The sequence below is a fragment of the Streptomyces sp. NPDC053427 genome (assembly GCF_044544985.1).
Lineage (GTDB): Bacteria > Actinomycetota > Actinomycetes > Streptomycetales > Streptomycetaceae > Streptomyces.
Genome location: NZ_JBITYA010000017.1, coordinates 101930 through 119564, shown reverse-complemented (window position 1 = coordinate 119564; position 17635 = coordinate 101930). Strand labels below are relative to the sequence as shown.

General features: G+C 70.2%; 18 protein-coding genes. 3 read left to right on the top strand and 15 right to left on the bottom strand.

Annotation, left to right across the window (positions count from 1 at the left end):
* Positions 1–162 precede the first annotated feature (162 nt).
* Positions 163–1461 carry an MFS transporter gene (locus ACIGWZ_RS36705; RefSeq protein WP_400071906.1) on the bottom strand — a complete coding sequence of 433 codons (1299 nt, stop codon included), beginning with the start codon at positions 1459–1461 and terminating at the stop codon, positions 163–165.
* A 151-nt stretch (positions 1462–1612) separates the two neighbouring features.
* Here ACIGWZ_RS36705 and ACIGWZ_RS36700 point away from each other — a divergent pair, with 151 nt between their 5' ends.
* On the top strand, positions 1613–1969 hold the full coding sequence (locus ACIGWZ_RS36700; RefSeq protein ID WP_400071904.1) for an ArsR/SmtB family transcription factor: 357 nt from the start codon (positions 1613–1615) through the stop codon (positions 1967–1969).
* A gap of 397 nt (positions 1970–2366) precedes the next feature.
* Here the strand turns inward: ACIGWZ_RS36700 and ACIGWZ_RS36695 are convergent, their stop codons facing one another.
* The 8 genes from ACIGWZ_RS36695 to ACIGWZ_RS36660 form a co-directional block, all read right to left on the bottom strand.
* A complete protein-coding gene (locus ACIGWZ_RS36695; RefSeq protein ID WP_400071902.1) occupies positions 2367–3545 on the bottom strand; it encodes an alginate lyase family protein in 1179 nt (392 codons plus the stop codon).
* A gap of 260 nt (positions 3546–3805) precedes the next feature.
* Positions 3806–4468: a potassium-transporting ATPase subunit KdpC gene (kdpC, locus tag ACIGWZ_RS36690; RefSeq protein ID WP_400071900.1), complete on the bottom strand. Its 663-nt coding sequence runs from the start codon at positions 4466–4468 to the stop codon at positions 3806–3808.
* Positions 4469–4473: 5 nt separating this feature from the next.
* The gene (gene kdpB, locus ACIGWZ_RS36685) at positions 4474–6573 is read right to left on the bottom strand and encodes a potassium-transporting ATPase subunit KdpB (protein WP_400071898.1); all 2100 of its coding nucleotides are present in this window, start codon (positions 6571–6573) and stop codon (positions 4474–4476) included.
* 32 nt (positions 6574–6605) lie between these two features.
* On the bottom strand, positions 6606–8282 hold the full coding sequence (gene kdpA, locus ACIGWZ_RS36680; RefSeq protein ID WP_400071896.1) for a potassium-transporting ATPase subunit KdpA: 1677 nt from the start codon (positions 8280–8282) through the stop codon (positions 6606–6608).
* A gap of 7 nt (positions 8283–8289) precedes the next feature.
* Positions 8290–8379: a K(+)-transporting ATPase subunit F gene (kdpF, locus tag ACIGWZ_RS36675; protein WP_016575741.1), complete on the bottom strand. Its 90-nt coding sequence runs from the start codon at positions 8377–8379 to the stop codon at positions 8290–8292.
* A 326-nt stretch (positions 8380–8705) separates the two neighbouring features.
* Complete coding sequence (locus ACIGWZ_RS36670; RefSeq protein WP_400071893.1) at positions 8706–9473, bottom strand: DUF3710 domain-containing protein; 768 nt, start codon at positions 9471–9473, stop codon at positions 8706–8708.
* Position 9474: 1 nt separating this feature from the next.
* Positions 9475–9996 carry a dUTP diphosphatase gene (gene dut / locus ACIGWZ_RS36665; RefSeq protein WP_400071891.1) on the bottom strand — a complete coding sequence of 174 codons (522 nt, stop codon included), beginning with the start codon at positions 9994–9996 and terminating at the stop codon, positions 9475–9477.
* Complete coding sequence (locus tag ACIGWZ_RS36660; protein ID WP_400071889.1) at positions 9993–10586, bottom strand: PaaI family thioesterase; 594 nt, start codon at positions 10584–10586, stop codon at positions 9993–9995. The genes dut and ACIGWZ_RS36660 overlap by 4 nt, the downstream gene beginning before the upstream one ends.
* Positions 10587–10644: 58 nt before the next feature.
* On the opposite strand from ACIGWZ_RS36660, the gene ACIGWZ_RS36655 reads away from it, so the two are divergent.
* Positions 10645–11088 (top strand): DUF3093 domain-containing protein, encoded by a 444-nt coding sequence (locus tag ACIGWZ_RS36655; protein ID WP_400071887.1) that lies wholly within the window; start codon positions 10645–10647, stop codon positions 11086–11088.
* Positions 11089–11099: 11 nt separating this feature from the next.
* Here the strand turns inward: ACIGWZ_RS36655 and ACIGWZ_RS36650 are convergent, their stop codons facing one another.
* The 4 genes from ACIGWZ_RS36650 to ACIGWZ_RS36635 all read right to left on the bottom strand — a co-directional run bounded on the left by ACIGWZ_RS36650 (position 11100) and on the right by ACIGWZ_RS36635 (position 14786).
* On the bottom strand, positions 11100–11879 hold the full coding sequence (locus ACIGWZ_RS36650) for a hypothetical protein (RefSeq protein WP_400071885.1): 780 nt from the start codon (positions 11877–11879) through the stop codon (positions 11100–11102).
* Positions 11880–11980: 101 nt separating this feature from the next.
* On the bottom strand, positions 11981–12283 hold the full coding sequence (locus ACIGWZ_RS36645) for a DUF4193 domain-containing protein (protein ID WP_016575747.1): 303 nt from the start codon (positions 12281–12283) through the stop codon (positions 11981–11983).
* Positions 12284–12851: 568 nt separating this feature from the next.
* On the bottom strand, positions 12852–14126 hold the full coding sequence (locus ACIGWZ_RS36640) for a sensor histidine kinase (protein ID WP_400071882.1): 1275 nt from the start codon (positions 14124–14126) through the stop codon (positions 12852–12854).
* Between the two features lie 6 nt (positions 14127–14132).
* Positions 14133–14786 carry a response regulator transcription factor gene (locus ACIGWZ_RS36635; protein ID WP_400071880.1) on the bottom strand — a complete coding sequence of 218 codons (654 nt, stop codon included), beginning with the start codon at positions 14784–14786 and terminating at the stop codon, positions 14133–14135.
* Positions 14787–15101: 315 nt separating this feature from the next.
* On the opposite strand from ACIGWZ_RS36635, the gene ACIGWZ_RS36630 reads away from it, so the two are divergent.
* The gene (locus ACIGWZ_RS36630; protein WP_400071878.1) at positions 15102–15278 is read left to right on the top strand and encodes a hypothetical protein; all 177 of its coding nucleotides are present in this window, start codon (positions 15102–15104) and stop codon (positions 15276–15278) included.
* 87 nt (positions 15279–15365) lie between these two features.
* Here ACIGWZ_RS36630 and ACIGWZ_RS36625 read toward each other — a convergent pair whose 3' ends face one another.
* Both ACIGWZ_RS36625 and ACIGWZ_RS36620 read right to left on the bottom strand, forming a co-directional pair.
* On the bottom strand, positions 15366–16232 hold the full coding sequence (locus ACIGWZ_RS36625) for an inositol monophosphatase family protein (RefSeq protein ID WP_400071876.1): 867 nt from the start codon (positions 16230–16232) through the stop codon (positions 15366–15368).
* Between the two features lie 90 nt (positions 16233–16322).
* Entirely contained in the window at positions 16323–17477 is a 1155-nt protein-coding gene (locus tag ACIGWZ_RS36620) for a ferrochelatase (RefSeq protein ID WP_400071874.1), read from the bottom strand.
* Between the last annotated feature and the right edge of the window lie 158 nt (positions 17478–17635).

Below are 17635 nucleotides of genomic sequence, written 5' to 3'. Positions count from 1 at the left end.
TCATCCGGCCTGTGTGCGGGGCGAGTTCGCCCTGCCGGTCGGTGCTGGGCGCGATGGCCGGTGGACGGCCCTCGGCCCGGCGGGGCGGCCACCGGACACCGCGGGCCGACCCGGGCTGATCCGGGCCGGCCCGCGGACGTGCCCCGACGGCGGGCCGTCGGCTCAGCGCGTCGGGGTGACGGCGCCTCCGGAGACGGTGGGAGTCGCGCTCCCGGAAGGCATGGCGTCGGCGTAGGACGGGCCGGTCGGCGTCGAGTTCCGCCGGCCTGCGTCGACACCCGCGTCGGCTCCCGCCTCGACGCCCTCGCCCGCGGCCGCGCGGGGCGCGCCACGGCGCGTGGTGACGGCCGCCAGCACCAGTGCGACAAGCGTCAGCGCGGTCGAGGCGAGCGGGAACCAGCGGTCACCGAGAACGGTGAGTGCAAGGCTGCCGACGCCGCCCGCGGTGGCCACACCCAGATAGAGCGCGCTGCTGTTGAGGGAGATCAGCAGCGGGGCGTTGGGCGGGTCGAGGGACGCCAGGCGATGCGGCAGCGCGACGGCGACGCCCCAGGCGGCGAACGGCGCGAGTGCGGCGTAGATCAGCGCACCGGTCATCGTCGCGGAAACCCAGGGCAGGGCGAGGAACATCGTCCCGGCCAGTGCGCCGCCGGTGAGCAGGACGGGCCGTACGCCCAGCCGGTCCACGGCCCGGCCGCCCAGCCAGTTGCCGGCGACCGAGGCGATCCCGGAGACCAGCATGATCAGGCTGAGCCGGCCGGCGTCGCCGCCGGTGGCGGGGCGCACCGCCGTACCGAGATAGATGTAGACCACGTTGATGGCCAGGAAGAACACCAGGGTGGTGGCAGTGGCGCCCAGGACGCGGCGATCGCGCAGCGGGGCGAGGCGGGCACGCAGTCCGGGTGCCGAGGTGGGAGCCGGGAGGCCGCGCAGCAGCAGGGCGAGGCCGAGGAACGCGGCGGCCCCCAGAACCACCACCAGCCACATTGTCAGCCGCCAGTCGGCGCGGCCTATGTAGGTGCCCAGGGGCACACCGAGCGCGGTGGCCACCGTCATTCCGCCCAGGACGGTGGCCAGTGCGCGGCCGCGACGCTCGGGCGGGACGAGGGTGGTTGCCACCGCGTTGGCGGTCGGGGTGTAGAGCGCGGCGCCGGCCGCCGCCAGCACCCGAGTGGCCAGCAGGACCGGGTAGTTGGGCGCCACGGCGCTGAGCGCATTGGCCACGGTGAAGACGGTGAGCCCGATCAGCAGGACACCACGCCGCGGCCACCGGGCGGCGGCGGTCGCGAGCACCGGAGCGAGCACCGCATAGGACAGGGCGAAGACGGTGACCATCTGACCGGCCGCCGGGACGGAGACGCCCAGGTCACGGGCCACAAGGCCGAGGATGCCGGCCATGACCATGGAATCGGTGCCCACGGCGAAGGTGCCGAGGGCAAGCAGCAGCAGACGAAGACGCACGGAAGTCCTTCCCAGCAAAGAGGGGAGAGGGCAGGTAAGTTTGACGTGCGTCAAACAATAGACATTGTTTGACGTCTGTCAAACAATTTGGGGAGGGGGGAGTCCGGGAGGGAAATTAGGCTGTGCGAGTGAGCGACGGAAGGAGGCCACGGTGAGTGGCGGCGCTGCGAGTGACGGCGAGGGCGTACTGCTGGAGCAGCCGGAGACCGCGGACATCGAGCTGGTGAAGGTGCTCCATGCGCTCGGGGACCAGACGCGGCTGCATCTGCTGCGGGTCTACGCGGGCGGGGAGCAGTGGGACTGCTCGTCGCAGCGACTGGGGCTCAGCCATCTGCACAAGTCGACGGTGTCGCACCATATGCGGATCATGCGCGAGGCCGGGATCACCTCAACGCGGGCCGTCGGGCGGAACCGCTTTGTACAGCTGCGCCGCGCCGACCTCGACGTGCGGTTTCCTGGGCTGCTGGATGCGTTGCTGGCTTCGCTTGGCGAGGACAAGGCCCTTTAGGGGGCGCCCCACCCCCCTCCCCTCCCCCTCCGCCCCCATGGTCAGGCCGAGCCACTCCTCAGCCACCTCGACCGCAAGCCTCGCCCTCCGCCGCACGCGCACCCCCCACCGCACGCACACCGCTCACCGCTCGCGCCCCCTCGTCGCCCACACTCCCGCGCGTCCACTCACCCCCACCGCCCACGCCCACTCCCCCACTCCCTCCGTTTCCCGCCCCCCGGCCGCCGCCGCAACCGCCTCCCCGACCGCGCCGCCTGCCGATGAACGCCAGTATGCGGAGCGCGCATCACGGCAGGCAACGCCTGTGGATAACTCCTGGACAGCCCTCGGACCGGCCCCGGATCAGCACGGACCCGGGGCCGAATCGACCCTCAACGAACCCAGGACCGGGGCGAGTTCAGCTCGGGTTGTCCGCGTGGGTGAGCGTCTCCCAGCCGACGAAAAGGTTGTTGGAGCCGGCCGGTCGCTGCCGCTCGGTCAGCTTCTCGGTGTTGGCCATCCCGTAGCCCATCCGGTTGTGCAGCGCGTTGTAGCCGACCTCCGTGACGGGGCCGAGGCCGCGCTTGACACTGCCGCCGCACAGCCACGACGGCGGCGCGGTGCCCAGTTCGTACGTGGCCTGGAAGCCGAGCGCATGCCGCAGCCGGTCGGCGACCTCGGGGTAGACGTCCTGGCCCTGGAGGCGGCTGGTTTCGGCGATGTGCGAGATGGCGGACAGGCCGTATCCGGTGTGGGTGAAGTCGCGGCAGGTTTCCTGGGTGAGGCCGTCGACGAAAGTGGACTGGCCCTGCCAATACTTGATGACCTTGTCGCGGGTGTTCAGTCCGCTGCCCGGTGCGGTCTTGGGCAGGTCGCCGTCGGACTTCAGATAGATGTACGCGGGTACCCGGGCGCGGAACGTGGCGATGGCCTTGCCGTAGGCCGCCTTGTCCTCGATGAAGACGGAGATGCCGACGGCGGCCTCCATCATGCTCAGTTCCCAGTTGCCGTTGCTGTGGGAGCCGTTGACGACCTCGGGAAGGTAGACGTTGCGCAGCATGCCGGCGAAGCGGTCGATGCGGTCCTTGGGCCAGCCGTCGTACGTGTAGCGGATGATCTCGGCGGCCCGTGGCCAGGAGGAACCGGCCCAGCCGGTCTGCAGTGGGGCGTTGCTGTTGGTGTGGTCCTTGATGGTGGCCGACCAGGCATCCATGATCTGTATCGCTTTGTCGGCATACTTGCTGTCGCGGGTGATGTACCAGGCCAGCGAGAGGGTGTACGCGGCGAGGGCGTCCTCGCGTTCGTCGGTGCAGCCGTAGTTGGGGTCGGAGTACGAGCCGCATTCGACGACGGCGCGGGGCTTGGGAGTGCGTGACAGCGAGGCGTATTTGCTCGCCATCATGGCGTCGAAGGCGCCCTTCCAGGGCTGGGCACCGGAGTTGACCTTGCTCCGGGCGAGGTCGAGCTGACCGGTGCCGACGAGAACGCCGGGGTGGGTGAACGCGGACGGCGCCGCGGAGGACGGGGGACCCGTCAGGAGCCCCGCGGTGAGGGCGCCGAGCAGAGCGGCGGCAACGAGGGTGAACTTTCTGCGCATGGGGGGTGTGCCTTCCTGTCGAGATGCTCGATGGACGGATAGCTGTTCTCGTACATGAACGACAAGCGTTGACATGAACACCTGCGATGGCTGGCGAACGTAGGGGCAAGCCACCACGCCGTCAAGGCCCGTCGTCAACACCCGGAGAAATACGTCACCTTGTCCCGGCCGCGGGTTCAGGGCTCGAAGACATGACTGCGCACAACACGGCGGGCGGCCCCGGGGAGGGTCTCCCTGGGGCCGCCCGCCGCGCCGACCGCTCAGCCGTGGCTGCGCACCAGCCCCTTCAGGGCGATGTTCAGCTCCAGAACGTTGACCCGCGGTTCGCCCAGGAAGCCCAGGGCGCGACCGTTGGTGTGCTCCTTGACCAGCTGCTCCACCTTGCCGGCGGGGAGATGGTTCTCCTTGGCCACCCGGGCGGCCTGCAACTGGGCGTACTCCGGGGAGATGTCGGGGTCGAGGCCGGAGCCGGAGGACGTCACCGCATCCGCCGGGACCTTCGACCCGGGGACCCCGTACGTCGTGGAGACCCACTTCTTACGTTCCTTCACCGCCTTGATCAGGTCGGTGTTGGTGGCGCCCAGGTTGGAGGCGCCGGATACCTGGAGGTCGTACTGGGTGTTGACGCCGTTGGTCTTGTTGCTGCCCAGTCCCGCCGACGGGCGCGGCTGGAAGAACTTCAGGTCCGGAATGGGATTTCCGGCCTTGTCCTGACCCTTGTCGTAGCGCTGGCCGATCAGCGAGGAGCCTACGACCTTGCCCTGGGAACTCACCTCGGAGCCGTTGGCCTTGCCGGCGAATGCCGCCTGCGCCACTCCGGTGACCACCAGCGGGTAGACGACCCCGCAGACCACGGTCAGTACGAGCAGGGCGCGCAGCCCCGCCCCGATCAACCGGGCGGTGTTGCTTACGGAGTTGTTCATGGCAGTCACCCGATTCCGGGGATGAGGGAGATGAGCAGGTCGATGAGCTTGATGCCGATGAACGGAGCGATCAGGCCGCCGAGCCCGTAGACGGCGAGGTTGCGCCGCAGCATCCGGTCGGCGCTGACCGGCCGGTACTGCACGCCCTTGAGGGCGAGCGGCACCAGCGCGATGATGATCAGCGCGTTGAAGATGATCGCGGAGAGGATCGCCGAGTTGGGGCTGGAGAGGCGCATGATGTTGAGGGTGTCCAGGCCCGGGTAGGCCACCGCGAACATCGCCGGGATGATCGCGAAGTACTTCGCGACGTCGTTGGCGATCGAGAAGGTCGTCAGCGCACCACGGGTGATCAGCAGTTGCTTGCCGATCTCGACGATCTCGATGAGCTTGGTCGGGTTGGAGTCCAGGTCCACCATGTTCCCGGCCTCCTTGGCGGCCGAGGTACCGGTGTTCATGGCCACGCCGACATCCGCCTGGGCCAGCGCCGGAGCGTCGTTCGTACCGTCGCCGGTCATCGCCACCAGCTTGCCGCCGGCCTGCTCCCGCTTGATGAGCGCCATCTTGTCCTCGGGCGTGGCCTCCGCGAGGAAGTCGTCCACCCCCGCCTCCTCGGCGATGGCCTTGGCCGTCAGCGGGTTGTCACCCGTGATCATGACGGTCTTGATGCCCATCCGGCGCAGCTCGACGAACCGCTCCCGCATGCCGTCCTTGACGACGTCCTTGAGGTGGATGACACCCAGGACGCGCGGGCCGCGCTCGTCCTCCAGAGCGACCAGCAGCGGGGTGCCACCGGCCTGCGAGATGGTGTCGGTGAGCTGCTGGGCGTCCTCGGCGACGGTGCCGCCGCGCTCCTTGACCCAGGCGACGACCGAACCGGTCGCGCCCTTGCGGACCTTGCGGCCGTCGACGTCCACACCCGACATCCGGGTCTGGGCGGTGAACGGGACCCACTCGGCGCCCGTCAGCTCGCCCTGGTGGCGCTCGCGCAGGCCGTACTTCTCCTTGGCCAGGACGACGATGGAGCGGCCCTCGGGCGTTTCGTCGGCGAGCGAGGAGAGCTGGGCGGCGTCCGCGACCTCGGCCTCGGTCGTGCCCCGTACGGGAACGAACTCGGCGGCCTGGCGGTTGCCGAGGGTGATGGTGCCGGTCTTGTCGAGCAGCAATGTCGATACATCGCCTGCCGCTTCGACGGCGCGTCCGGACATCGCCAGGACGTTGCGCTGCACGAGCCGGTCCATGCCGGCGATGCCGATGGCCGACAGCAGTGCGCCGATCGTCGTCGGGATCAGACAGACCAGCAGCGCGAGCAGCACGATCATGGGCTGTTCGGCGCCCGCGTAGATCGCGAACGGCTGGAGGGTGACGACCGCCAGCAGGAAGACGATGGTGAGCGACGCGAGCAGGATGTTCAGCGCGATCTCGTTGGGGGTCTTCTGCCGTGCGGCGCCCTCGACGAGGTTGATCATCCGGTCGATGAAAGTCTCGCCGGGCTTCGTCGTGATCTTGATGACGATGCGGTCGGAGAGCACCTTCGTCCCGCCGGTGACGGCCGAGCGGTCACCGCCCGACTCCCGGATGACCGGAGCCGATTCGCCCGTGATCGCGGACTCGTCGACCGACGCCACACCCTCGACCACATCGCCGTCACCGGGGATGATGTCGCCGGCCTCGCAGACGACCAGGTCGCCAATGCGCAGCTCGGTACCGGGTACCTGCTCCTCCGTCCCGCCGTTGAGCCGGCGCGCGACGGTGTCGGTCTTGGCCTTGCGCAGGGTGTCGGCCTGCGCCTTGCCGCGGCCCTCGGCGACCGCCTCGGCCAGGTTGGCGAAGATGACGGTCAGCCACAGCCAGGCGGCGATCGCCCAGCCGAACCAGTCCGAGGGGGACTTGAGAGCGAAGATCGTGGTCAGCACGGAGCCGACCTCGACCACGAACATCACGGGGGACTTGACCATCACCCGCGGGTCGAGCTTGCGTATCGCGTCCGGGAAGGACTTGACCAGCTGCTTGGGGTCGAAGAGACCGCCGCCCACGCGGCCGTCGCCGGGCTTGTGCCCGCTGGGGACGTCCTGGTGCGGAGCGCGAGTCGGAGTGGCGGTGGACATGGAGCCGGGCTCCTCTGGTTTCACGGGGGCGGTCATGACAGACCCTCCGCCAGCGGCCCGAGGGCCAGCGCCGGGAAGTAGGTCAGACCGGTGATGATCAGGATCGTGCCGACGAGCAGCCCGGCGAAGAGCGGCTTCTCGGTACGGAGGGTGCCCGCGGTCTCCGGGATCGGCTTCTGCTCGGCGAGCGAGCCGGCCAGGGCGAGCACGAACACCATCGGCAGGAAGCGGCCGAGCAGCATCGCCAGACCGATCGTGGTGTTGTACCAGGGCGTGTTGGCGTTCAGGCCGCCGAAGGCGGAGCCGTTGTTGTTGGCGCCGGAGGTGAACGCGTAGAGCACCTCGGAGAAGCCGTGCGAACCGGCGCCCATGGCCTTGGTGTTGAGGATCGAGCCGAGCGCGTCGGGCAGCACCATGGACGCGGCGGTGAAGCCGAGCACCAGGGTGGGCGTGATGAGGATGTAGCAGGCGGCGAGCTTGATCTCGCGGGTGCCGATCTTCTTGCCGAGGTATTCGGGCGTACGGCCCACCATCAGGCCCGCGATGAACACCGCGATGATCGCCATGACGAGCATGCCGTAGAGGCCGGAACCCACGCCACCGGGGGCGATCTCACCGAGCATCATGCCGAGCAGCTGGATGCCGCCGCCGAACGCCGTGAACGAGGAGTGGAAGGAGTCCACCGCTCCGGTGGAGGTCAGGGTGGTGGCCACCGAGAAGATCGCGGAGGAGCCGACGCCGAAGCGGGTCTCCTTGCCTTCCATGGCGGCGCCCGCGGCCTGCAGGGCCGGGCCGCCGTGCGCGAACTCGGTCCACATCATCAGGGCGGTGAAGCCGAGCCAGATGATGCCCATGGTGGCGAGGATCGCGTAGCCCTGCTTCACGTTCCCGACGAGCTTGCCGAAGGTGCGGGTCAGCGCGAACGGGATGACCAGGATCAGGAAGATCTCGAAGAGGTTGGTGAAGGCGTTGGGGTTCTCGAAGGGGTGGGCGGAGTTGGCGTTGAAGTAGCCGCCTCCGTTGGTGCCCAGCTCCTTGATGACCTCCTGGGAGGCCACCGCGCCGCCGTTGGTCTGCTGGCTGCCGCCCATGAACTGGCCGACCTCGTGGATGCCGGAGAAGTTCTGAACGGCGCCGCAGGCCACCAGGACGATGGCGCCGACGACGGCGATCGGGACGAGCACCCGTACGGTGCCGCGCACCAGGTCGGCCCAGAAGTTGCCGAGGTCGCCCGTACGGGACCGGGCGAAGCCGCGGACGAGGGCGATGGCGATGGCCATGCCGGTGGCGGCGGAGACGAAGTTCTGCACCGCGAGGCCGGCGGTCTGCACGACGTGGCCCATGGCCTGCTCGCCGCTGTAGGACTGCCAGTTGGTGTTGGCGACGAAGGACGCGGCGGTGTTGAACGCCTGGTCCGGGCTGATCGACGCGAAGCCGAGGGACAGCGGCATGCCGCCCTGGACGCGCTGCAGGAGGTAGAGGAAGAGCACACCCACCACGGAGAACGCCAGGACGCCACGGAGATAGGCGGGCCAGCGCATCTCGGCATCGGCGTTGGCGCCGATGCAGCGGTAGATGAGCTTCTCGATGCGGAGGTGCTTGGGGGAACTGTAGACGGCGGCCATGTAGTCGCCGAGCGGACGGTACGCCAGGGCCAGCGCCGCGATCAGCGCTATCAGCTGGAGCACACCTGCGAGAACGGGGCTCATATGGTGCTCAGAACCTCTCCGGGAAGACGAGGGCGAGGACCAGATAACCCAGCAGGGCGACGGCAACGATCAGGCCGACGATGTTCTCGATGGTCACAGCTTCGTCACCCCCTTGGCGACGAGAGCCACCAGCGCGAAGACCGCGATCGTGACGACGACGAAGGCCACGTCGGCCATCGTGTGCTCCTAGAGGGATGGGGAGATGAGGACCCCCAAAGCAAAGCGTCCATCCGACGTCACTTGACCGGTGTTGACGCCTCCCTTACGGCCATTAGCGCTCCGTTGACGAATTTCATACGCGTTCGGACCTGACCTGCACAAACACCGAGGGCCCGCACCCCCTCAACGGGGATACGGGCCCTCACGACCCTCACGATCCGGCCGACCTGGGCGCATCTGCGCGCCCGTCGGCCGCGGGGTGTGTCAGCGAATCTCGGTGATCTCCGGACCGCGCTCCAGGCGCTCCACGCCACCGCCGAAGCGCGAGCCCCCGGCCGGGTCCTGCTGCACGCCGTCCGGCACCATCTGGGCGTCGTCCGGCAGCTTCAGGACGATCGGGTCGCGCGGCGCCATCGGGGCGTCGCCGCGGACGATCACGGTGTCCCGGAAGATGTGCTCCAGCACCCCGGCGGCCTGCGGCTGCACGGCGCCCTGCCCGGAGATCACACCGCGCAGGAACCACCTGGGGCCGTCGACACCGACGAAGCGCACGACCTGCACGCCGTTCGTCCCGTCCGGCAGCTGTACGGGGACCTGGGCGCGCAGCTCCCAGCCCAGCGGGCCCTCGACCTCGTCGATGACACCGCCCTGCTGGGTGATGCCGGAGGCGATCTCCTCGCGGACCTCGCCCCAGATGCCCTCGTTCCTGGGGGCGGCGAAGGCCTGCAGCTGTACGGCGCTGTCCTGCAGCACCACGGTCGCGGCGACGATCGCGTCCCCGGCGACCTCCACGCGCAGCTCCATGCCCTCGACTCCGGGCACGAACAGGCCGCCGAGGTCCACCCGGCCTTCACCGGGCTCCTTGACCTCCGAGGAGTCCCAGGGGCCGTCGGGCCGCGGCGCGGGGGGGAGATTGAGCCGCTGCTCGCTCGCCTCGTCCTCGTCGGCGTCGCTCACCGCTGCCTCCTCGGCGAGCGCGGTGTCCTGCGCCGGCTCCTCGCGAGCCTCGTTCTTCTTGCGACGTCCGAACACGTCACTGTCCTTCCCGGTCGGCACCGACCGATGCGTATCCATTCCCGCCCGTGGAGCCACCCACCGCCGCATGACCGCCGGTGGAACCGAATCCCCCCTCGGCCCGCGCCGAGCCGGGAAGTTCCGCCACCTCGTGGAAGCGCACCTTCTCGACCTGCTGGACGACCAGTTGGGCGATCCGGTCGAATCTCTCGAACCGCACACTCTCGCGCGGGTCCAGATTGACCACGATCACCTTGATCTCCCCACGGTACCCGGCATCGACCGTCCCGGGTGCATTCACCAACGCCAGGCCGCACCGGGCGGCGAGACCCGAGCGGGGGTGCACGAACGCCGCGTACCCGTCGGGCAGTGCGATCGACACTCCGGTGGGGAGCACGGCGCGCTCCCCCGGCGCCAGCTCGGCGGCCTCGGTGGTCACAAGATCCATGCCCGCGTCGCCGGGATGCCCGTACGACGGAACGGGCACCTCCGGATCCAGCCGGCGCAGCAGTACGTCCACCGGATTCCGTACCTGACTCACGGGTTCACCTCGAAGGCACGCGCTCGCTTGACCTGGTCCGGGTCGGCCATCGCCGCCTGGATCTCCTCGGTCCGTCCGTTGTCGATGAAGTGGTCGACCTTCACCTCGATGAAGACGGCCTCGGCACGCACCGCGGCCGGGCCGTCGGGGCCGCCTATCCGGCCCACGGCCGTCGAGTAGATCTTCCGGCCGTGCACCGCGGTGACCCGCGCCTCCAGGTGCAGCACGGTGCCCAGCGGCACCGGCCGCAGGAAGTCGGTCTCCAGCCGGCCGGTCACGGCGATCACCCGCAGCAGCCAGTTCAGCGAGCCGAGCGTCTCGTCCAGCGCGGTGGCCAGCACTCCGCCGTGCGCCAGGCCGGGGGCGCCCTGGTGGGCCTCCTTGACGGTGAACTCGGCCCGTACGCTCACGCCGTCGCCGGCCCGCGCCTCCAGGTGCAGGCCGTGCCGCTGGCCCGTACCGCAGCCGAAGCATCCGTCGTAGTGCGCGCCGAGGAGTTCTCCGGGCGCCGGCGCCTCCGGATGCCGCACCGGAGCGGCGGCGTCCTTCGGCGGTGTCAGCCGCGCCCTGGGTTCGTCAGTTCCACTCACGAGTGCAGACCCTACCCGCGCGCGTAACGGGCCTGCGCCGCCGTGCCAAGCTGGAGCCATGCAGTCGTACGAAGAACGCCTCACCGCGCCCCGGTCCTGGTGGGTGATCGCCGGGCTGATCGGCGTCGCCTGCGCCCTGATGCTGCTCCCGGTGGGGACGCTGCCGATGCTCGGCGGGCTGATCGGCGGCGCGGCGCTCGCGTCGGTGGCGGTGAGCTCGTACGGCTCGGCGCGGATCCGGGTGGTGGGCGACTCGCTGATCGCGGGTGACGCGAAGATCCCGGTGGCGGCGCTGGGCGAGGCGCGGGCGCTGGATGCGGACGAGGCGATGGCCTGGCGTACGCACAAGGCCGATGCGCGGGCCTTCATGCTGCTGCGCGGCTACATCCGTACCGCGGTGCGGGTGGAGATCACCGATCCCGAGGACCCGACGCCGTACGCCTATCTGTCGACGCGGGAGCCGGAGCGCCTGGTGGCGGCTCTGGCGGCCGTACGCGCCTGACGGAGCGGCGGTCAGTCTCCCGGGGGTGTTCCGCCCCGTCCGGGGTCCGGAAGGGCGTCCCACGGGACCTGTCGTGTGCGCAGGTCCCTGCGGATCTTGTCGGCGAGGCGTCTGGTGTCGCGCCGGTTCATGAGCGCGCCCACGGCGGCGCCCACCAGGAACGGCGTGAGGTTGGGAAGATTGCGCAGCGTGCGCTTCATCACCTGCTGACGCAGTTCGCGCCGCATCTGGGCGCCGAGCGCGATGTCCAGCGTCGCGGGGTTGGTGATCTCGATGCCCCGCTCCTCCGTCCAGGAGGTCAGGATGGCGATCGCGCGCTGTTTGAGATTCCCCGGGGGCCGCAGGCCGTAGACCTCGTACAGCTCGGCGATCAGCTTGATCTCCACGGAGGCGACGCCGACGATCTCGGCGGCCAGCTCGTACGGCATGGCGGGCGGTACGGGAAGCATGGCGGCCGCGCCCACGCCCGCGCCGACGGTGCCGGTGCCCTTGCAGGCGCCGGCGACCAGCTTGTCGGCCAGTTCCTCGGGGGTCAGGCCGGGGAACTGCGTCCGCAAGGCGGCAAGATCGCGGACCGGGATGCGCGGAGCGGTGTCGATGATCCGGTCGGCGATGGCGGCGAGCCTGGCCCGCGCGCTGACGCCGCCGGCCCGGGCACCGCGGACGGCCGTGGCGCCGAGCGAGGCCGTGCGGCCTCTCCCCCGCTCTCGGCTTCGCTCGAGCGGGAGGTGCCGCCGCTGCGGTGTGCCGGTCGTCCGCTCCGCGGGCAGGGCGGTCGGGTCGGCGGGCACGGGCGCGTTTTCTTCGCGTGATCGTGCGCCGGCCGCCGGACCTTTCTCGCCCCTTGGTCCCTTACGGAACGGGTTCACGCCTGGCACGGCGTCGGCCGTCCTCAGGCCGCGCAGTCGCGGCAGATCGGGTTGCCGTTCTTGTCCTCCGCGGCCAGCTGGCTGCGGTGGTGGACCAGGAAGCAGCTCATGCACGTGAACTCGTCCTGCTGCTTGGGCAGCACGCGCACGGCAAGCTCTTCGTTGGACAGGTCCGCGCCGGGCAGTTCCAGGCCCTCGGCCTGCTCGAACTCGTCGACGTCGACGGCCGAGGCGGACTTGTCGTTCCGCCGCGACTTCAGTTCCTCGATGCTGTCCTCGTTGAGGTCGTCATCGGTCTTGCGTGGGGTGTCGTAATCCGTAGCCATTTTCGCTCTCCCCCTCTGGGTGTCTGCGGTGTCTCAGCGCTCGTAACGCGTGAGAGGCCGGACTTGTGCCCGACCTGAGGCGGAGATTTTGCCTCACATCAAGGTCTGTTACTCAATCGACACCCAACCGCACCCCTGAAGAGGTGATCGGTTTGGATGGCGATCAGGACCGTACACGGTCCGAAAGTCGCACCTCGCGCAGCCCATCACGTGTACTTCCCGTGATCAGGCCCCCGGGAAACCCGGATTTTCCCGGCTTTCTACCAGGTATTTTGATCACTCACCGTAGATGGCCGGAATTTCACGCCTGTGAGGGATCACACACCCTCAAAGCACCGGGAGGACCGGCCGAATTCCGCGCAAAGCGAACTCGGGCGAAGGATCCTTGCTCACCGCCCTTCTCGTCAAACCGGGAGGCGAGGCGCTGTGTGGCCGCCCAGCGAGCGATCATGGGCACGCATGTCCGAAACCTTCGGTGGGCCCGTGCGACGCCTCCAGCGACCGCACAGCCCCCCGCGCGGCCCCGCCGGGCGCCGCGCGGGGATCGCCCGGCGCCCGGCGAGCCTGCTCAGAGCGGCAGGACGACCCGCATCACCAGCCCGCCGCCCTCGCGCGGCTCGGCCGTGATGGTGCCGTCATGGGCCCGCACCACCGAGCGCACGATGGACAGGCCGAGGCCCACGCCCTTGTCGCTGCCGGTGCGCTCGGTGCGCAGCCGCCGGAACGGCTCGAAGAGGTTCTCGATCTCGTAGGCCGGGACGACCGGTCCGGTGTTGGAGACCACCATGACCGCGCAGCCGGGCTGCGGCTCCGTACCGACCTCGACCCAGCCGTCCTCGGGGACGTTGTAGCGCACGGCGTTCTGGACGAGGTTCAGCGCGATGCGCTCCAGCAGGACGCCGTTGCCCTGGACGAAGACCTGCTGACGGACGCCGCGCAGCGCCACGCCCTTGGAGTGCGCCTCCTCGCGGCTCTGGTCCACGGCCTGGGAGGCGACCTCGGACAGATCGACGGGCTTCTTGTCGACGACCCTGTTCTCACTGCGGGCGAGCAGTAGCAGGCCCTCCACCAGCTGCTCGCTGCGCTCGTTCGTCGCCAGCAGCGTCTTGCCGAGCTGCGCGAGCTCGGGGGACGCCGCCGGGTCGGCGAGCTGGACCTCCAGCAGGGTGCGGTTGATCGCCAGAGGGGTACGCAGCTCGTGCGAGGCATTGGAGACGAAGCGACGCTGCGACTCGAAGGCCCGGTCCAGGCGGTCCAGCATCTCGTCGAAGGTGTCCGCGAGCTCCTTGAGCTCGTCGTCGGGCCCGCCCAGCTCGATCCGCCGGTGCAGATCGGAACCGGCCACCCGCTGGGCGGTGCGGGTGATGCGGCCCAGCGGGGACAGCACCCGGCCGGCCATGGCGTAGCCGAAGGCGAAGGCGACGACGGTCAGGCCGAGGAGGGCGAGCAGGGAGCGGTTGAGGAGGGTGTTGAGGGCCAGCGTGCGCTGGTGCTGGAGGCACTCGCCGACCGCGCCGTTGAGCTGATCGAGCTGGATGACGGAGTGCGAGGACAGCCCGCGGCACGAGGCGCTCACGATGCTCAGTTCCTTCGCGCCCACGATCTTGAAGGGAGGTTGGTTCCCCACGCTCAGCGCGTCCGCGGCCAGCATGTAGATGATCGTCAGCAGCACGATGCCGGCCATCAGGAACATGCCGCCGTACAGCAGCGTCAGCCGTATCCGGATCGTGGGACGCAGCCACGGGAACGGCCGGACGTTGACCGGTTTGGGGTCCCAGGTGGGTTTGGGCGGGGCGGCGGGAGGCGGCGTGTGCGCCTTGGAGAACGAAGGCAGGGAAGGCATCGCCGGTCAGATCCGGTATCCCGAGCCGGGGACCGTGACGATCACGGCCGGCTCGCCGAGCTTGCGGCGCAGCGTCATGACCGTGACCCGGACGACGTTGGTGAACGGGTCGGTGTTCTCGTCCCAGGCCTTCTCCAAAAGCTGCTCGGCCGAGACGACCGTGCCCTCGCTGCGCATCAGCACCTCCAGCACCGCGAACTCCTTCGGCGCGAGCTGGACCTCGTTGCCGTCGCGGAAGACCTCGCGGCGGTTGGGATCCAGTTTGATGCCGGCCCGCTCCAGGACGGGCGGCAGGGCGACGGTCGTACGGCGCCCCAGAGCGCGCACCCGGGCGGTCAGCTCGGTGAACGCGAAGGGCTTGGGAAGGTAGTCGTCCGCGCCGATCTCCAGGCCCTCCACGCGGTCGCTGACGTCACCGGAGGCGGTGAGCATCAGGACCCGGGTGGGCATGCCCAGCTCGACGACCTTGCGGCACACGTCGTCGCCGTGCACCAGCGGCAGGTCGCGGTCGAGGACGACGACGTCGTAGTCGTTGATCGCGATCCGCTCCAGGGCGGCAGCGCCGTCGTAGACCACGTCGACGGCCATGGCCTCCCGGCGCAGTCCGGTGGCCACCGCATCGGCGAGCAGCTGCTCGTCCTCGACGACGAGTACACGCACGTCGCTAGTCCTTCCTCACGGCCCTTTTGGGCAGGGCACAACATCTCTCAGAGCCCCTCCATCCTGCCCCGAAGAGCCATAAACCGGCGGTAAGAGGGGATCGGAGGGGTTCAGGGCGCACGCCGGACGCCGGATGGCCGGATTCCTGGACGGGTTGAGGTTTCCGTGAGGTTTGGGGTGGGGAGGACGTCTGCACACCCGCGATCACGCCCTGTTGGCGTCTTCCGACGGCTGATCCACCGCAGGGACCTAGCCGTGATCGACCCACCCGTCGGCACACCCCCGTGCCACCGACCCACGACGAGGGGGCGCACCATGGACGCGTTCACCGCAGGCATTCTGCAGCGCATAAAGAACACCGAAGCCGATCTGGACCGTGCCCGTGCGTCGGGCGACGACTTCCTCGCCGAGGTCGAGCAGGCAGAACTCGAGGACCTGCAGCGTCTGGCCACCGAGCATGGCGTGGAGGTCGGCGCGGTCAGCAACGCCTGACCGTCCGGCCTCCACGACGGGAGCGCCCCGGCACCGCAGGGCTGGTGCCGGGGCGCTCCCGTGCGTCCGTGGGCCCGTTCGCGGGGCTCAGTCGTGCCAGGCGCCGAGCTGGTCCAGGAGGGGCTGCAACTGCCCGAAGAGGGCCGGGGAGGCCGCCAGGGTCAGCTCGCCGGAGGCGGGACGGCCGGGCCGCCCGCCGGTGACCAGGCCGGCCTCCTGGCCGATCAGCACGCCGGCCGCCAGGTCCCAGGGGTTCAGGCCGCGCTCGTAGTAGGCATCCAGCCGCCCGCAGGCCACATCGCACAGATCGATCGCGGCCGAGCCGCCCCGCCGGATGTCGCGGACCTGCGGCAGCAGGGTGCGCACCACCTCCGCCTGGGCGGCCCGGCGCTCGGCGAGGTAGCCGAAGCCGGTGGCGACCAGCGCCTGGGAGAGCGGCGGCGCGGGCCGGTGGCGGATGCGCTCGCCGTTGTTGAACGCGCCACGGCCCCGTACGGCCTGGTAGGTCTCGCCGCGCATCGGGGCGGCGACGACGCCGACGACGGTCTCGCCGTCCTTCTCGGCGGCGATGGACACCGCCCAGGACGGCAGGTCGTAGAGGTAGTTGACGGTGCCGTCGACGGGGTCGATGACCCAGCGGACGCCGCTGGTGCCCTCGACGCTGGCGCCCTCCTCCCCCAGGAATCCGTCGTCGGGGCGGTGCTCGGCGAGGAAGCCGGTGATCAGCTTCTCCGAGGCGAGGTCCATCTCGGTGACGACGTCGATGGGGCTGGACTTGGTGGCGGCCACCCCCAGGTCCGCGGGCCGGCCGTCGCGCAGCAGCGTGCCGGCGCGGCGGGCGGCCTCCAGGGCCAGTTCGAGGAGCTCGTCGTACAGGGCGTCGGTCTCGTCGGTCCGGTCGGTCCGGTCGGTCCGGTCGGTCTGCGTCGGGTCGGAGTGCAGCGGGTCGGGCACGTTGCTCCTTGCTCGGGCGAGCAGTGGTCGGGGGCGTACGGGACGGGCGGACGGGCTCGTGCGGGCGCTTCGGCGGCGCCCGCGGAGGGCTTACGCCGGGGTCTGGGCGACCGGGCCCTGCCAGTCCGCGCCGGCGGCGGCCGGGCGGGGCGCACGGGCGGGACAGCAGCCGACCGGGCACAGGTCGTGGGAGGCGCCGAGGGCGCCCAGGGCGCAGCGCTCCGGGGAGCGGCCCCGCTCGGTGGCCGCACGCTCCAGGAGGAGGTCGCGGACGGCCGCGGCGAACCGCGGGTCGGCGCCGACGGTGGCCGACCTGGCGACCGGGAGCCCCAGCTCGGCGGCCTTGGCGGTGGCCTCGGTGTCGAGGTCGTACTTGACCTCCATGTGGTCCGAGACGAATCCGATGGGGGCCATGACGACGGCGGAGGCGCCCTCGGCGTGCACCGCCTCCAGGTGATCGCAGATGTCCGGTTCCAGCCAGGGGATGTGCGGGGCGCCGCTGCGGGACTGGTAGACGAGCCGCCAGGGGTGCTGCACACCGGTCTCCGCGTGCACGGCGGCGGCGATCTCGCGGGCGACGTCCAGGTGCTGGGCGACATAGGCGCCGCCCTCGCCGTCCCGGCTGTGCTCGTCGGGCGTGCCGGAGGTGTCGGCGGCGGCCGTGGGGATGGAGTGCGTGGTGAAGGCGAGGTGCGCGCCCTGGCGCGCGTCCTGCGGCAGTTCGGCGAGCGAGGCCAGTACGCCGTCGATCATCGGACGGACGAAGCCGGGGTGGTTGAAGTAGTGCCGCAGCTTGTCGACCTGCGGGACGGGCAGGCCCTCGGCCTGGAGGGCGGCGAGCGCATCGGCGAGGTTCTCGCGGTACTGCCGGCAACCGGAGTACGACGCATAGGCGCTGGTCGCCAGGACGGCGATACGGCGGTGGCCGTCGGTGACCATCGTGCGCAGGGTGTCTGTCAGATAGGGCGCCCAGTTGCGGTTGCCCCAGTAAACCGGCAGGTCCAGGCCGTGGTCGGCGAAGTCCTTGCGGAGCGCGTCCAGCAGCTCGCGGTTCTGGGCGTTGATGGGGCTGACGCCGCCGAACAGGAAATAGTGCTGACCGACCTCTTTGAGGCGCTCACGGGGGATGCCGCGGCCGCGGGTGACGTTCTCCAGGAACGGGACCACCTCGTCGGGGCCTTCGGGGCCTCCGAAGGACAGCAGCAGCAGGGCGTCGTAAGGGCTGGGGTCGCACTGTTCGGGCATGCCGTCGATCCTGCCACCCTTCGCCGTGCCGTGACGGGCAGACCCCCTGTGCGCCTGGGGGACGGGAGGGGCGGAAAACCGGGAGGCGGCCGGCGCGCAGCCACCCGTAAGCTGTATCGGCGTCAGTCGTTCCTTACCGGCTGTATTCCTCACCGAAT

Excerpts from the sequence above, each read along its gene's own strand:
- ACIGWZ_RS36620 (WP_400071874.1), bottom strand. The coding sequence starts at position 17,477 with ATGCCCGAACAGTGCGACCCCAGCCCTTACGACGCCCTGCTGCTGCTG.
- ACIGWZ_RS36640 (WP_400071882.1), bottom strand. The coding sequence starts at position 14,126 with ATGCCTTCCCTGCCTTCGTTCTCCAAGGCGCACACGCCGCCTCCCGCC.
- kdpA (WP_400071896.1), bottom strand. The coding sequence starts at position 8,282 with ATGAGCCCCGTTCTCGCAGGTGTGCTCCAGCTGATAGCGCTGATCGCG.
- kdpB (WP_400071898.1), bottom strand. The coding sequence starts at position 6,573 with ATGTCCACCGCCACTCCGACTCGCGCTCCGCACCAGGACGTCCCCAGC.
- ACIGWZ_RS36630 (WP_400071878.1), top strand. The coding sequence starts at position 15,102 with ATGGACGCGTTCACCGCAGGCATTCTGCAGCGCATAAAGAACACCGAA.
- ACIGWZ_RS36645 (WP_016575747.1), bottom strand. The coding sequence starts at position 12,283 with ATGGCTACGGATTACGACACCCCACGCAAGACCGATGACGACCTCAAC.
- kdpC (WP_400071900.1), bottom strand. The coding sequence starts at position 4,468 with ATGAACAACTCCGTAAGCAACACCGCCCGGTTGATCGGGGCGGGGCTG.
- ACIGWZ_RS36695 (WP_400071902.1), bottom strand. The coding sequence starts at position 3,545 with ATGCGCAGAAAGTTCACCCTCGTTGCCGCCGCTCTGCTCGGCGCCCTC.
- ACIGWZ_RS36655 (WP_400071887.1), top strand. The coding sequence starts at position 10,645 with ATGCAGTCGTACGAAGAACGCCTCACCGCGCCCCGGTCCTGGTGGGTG.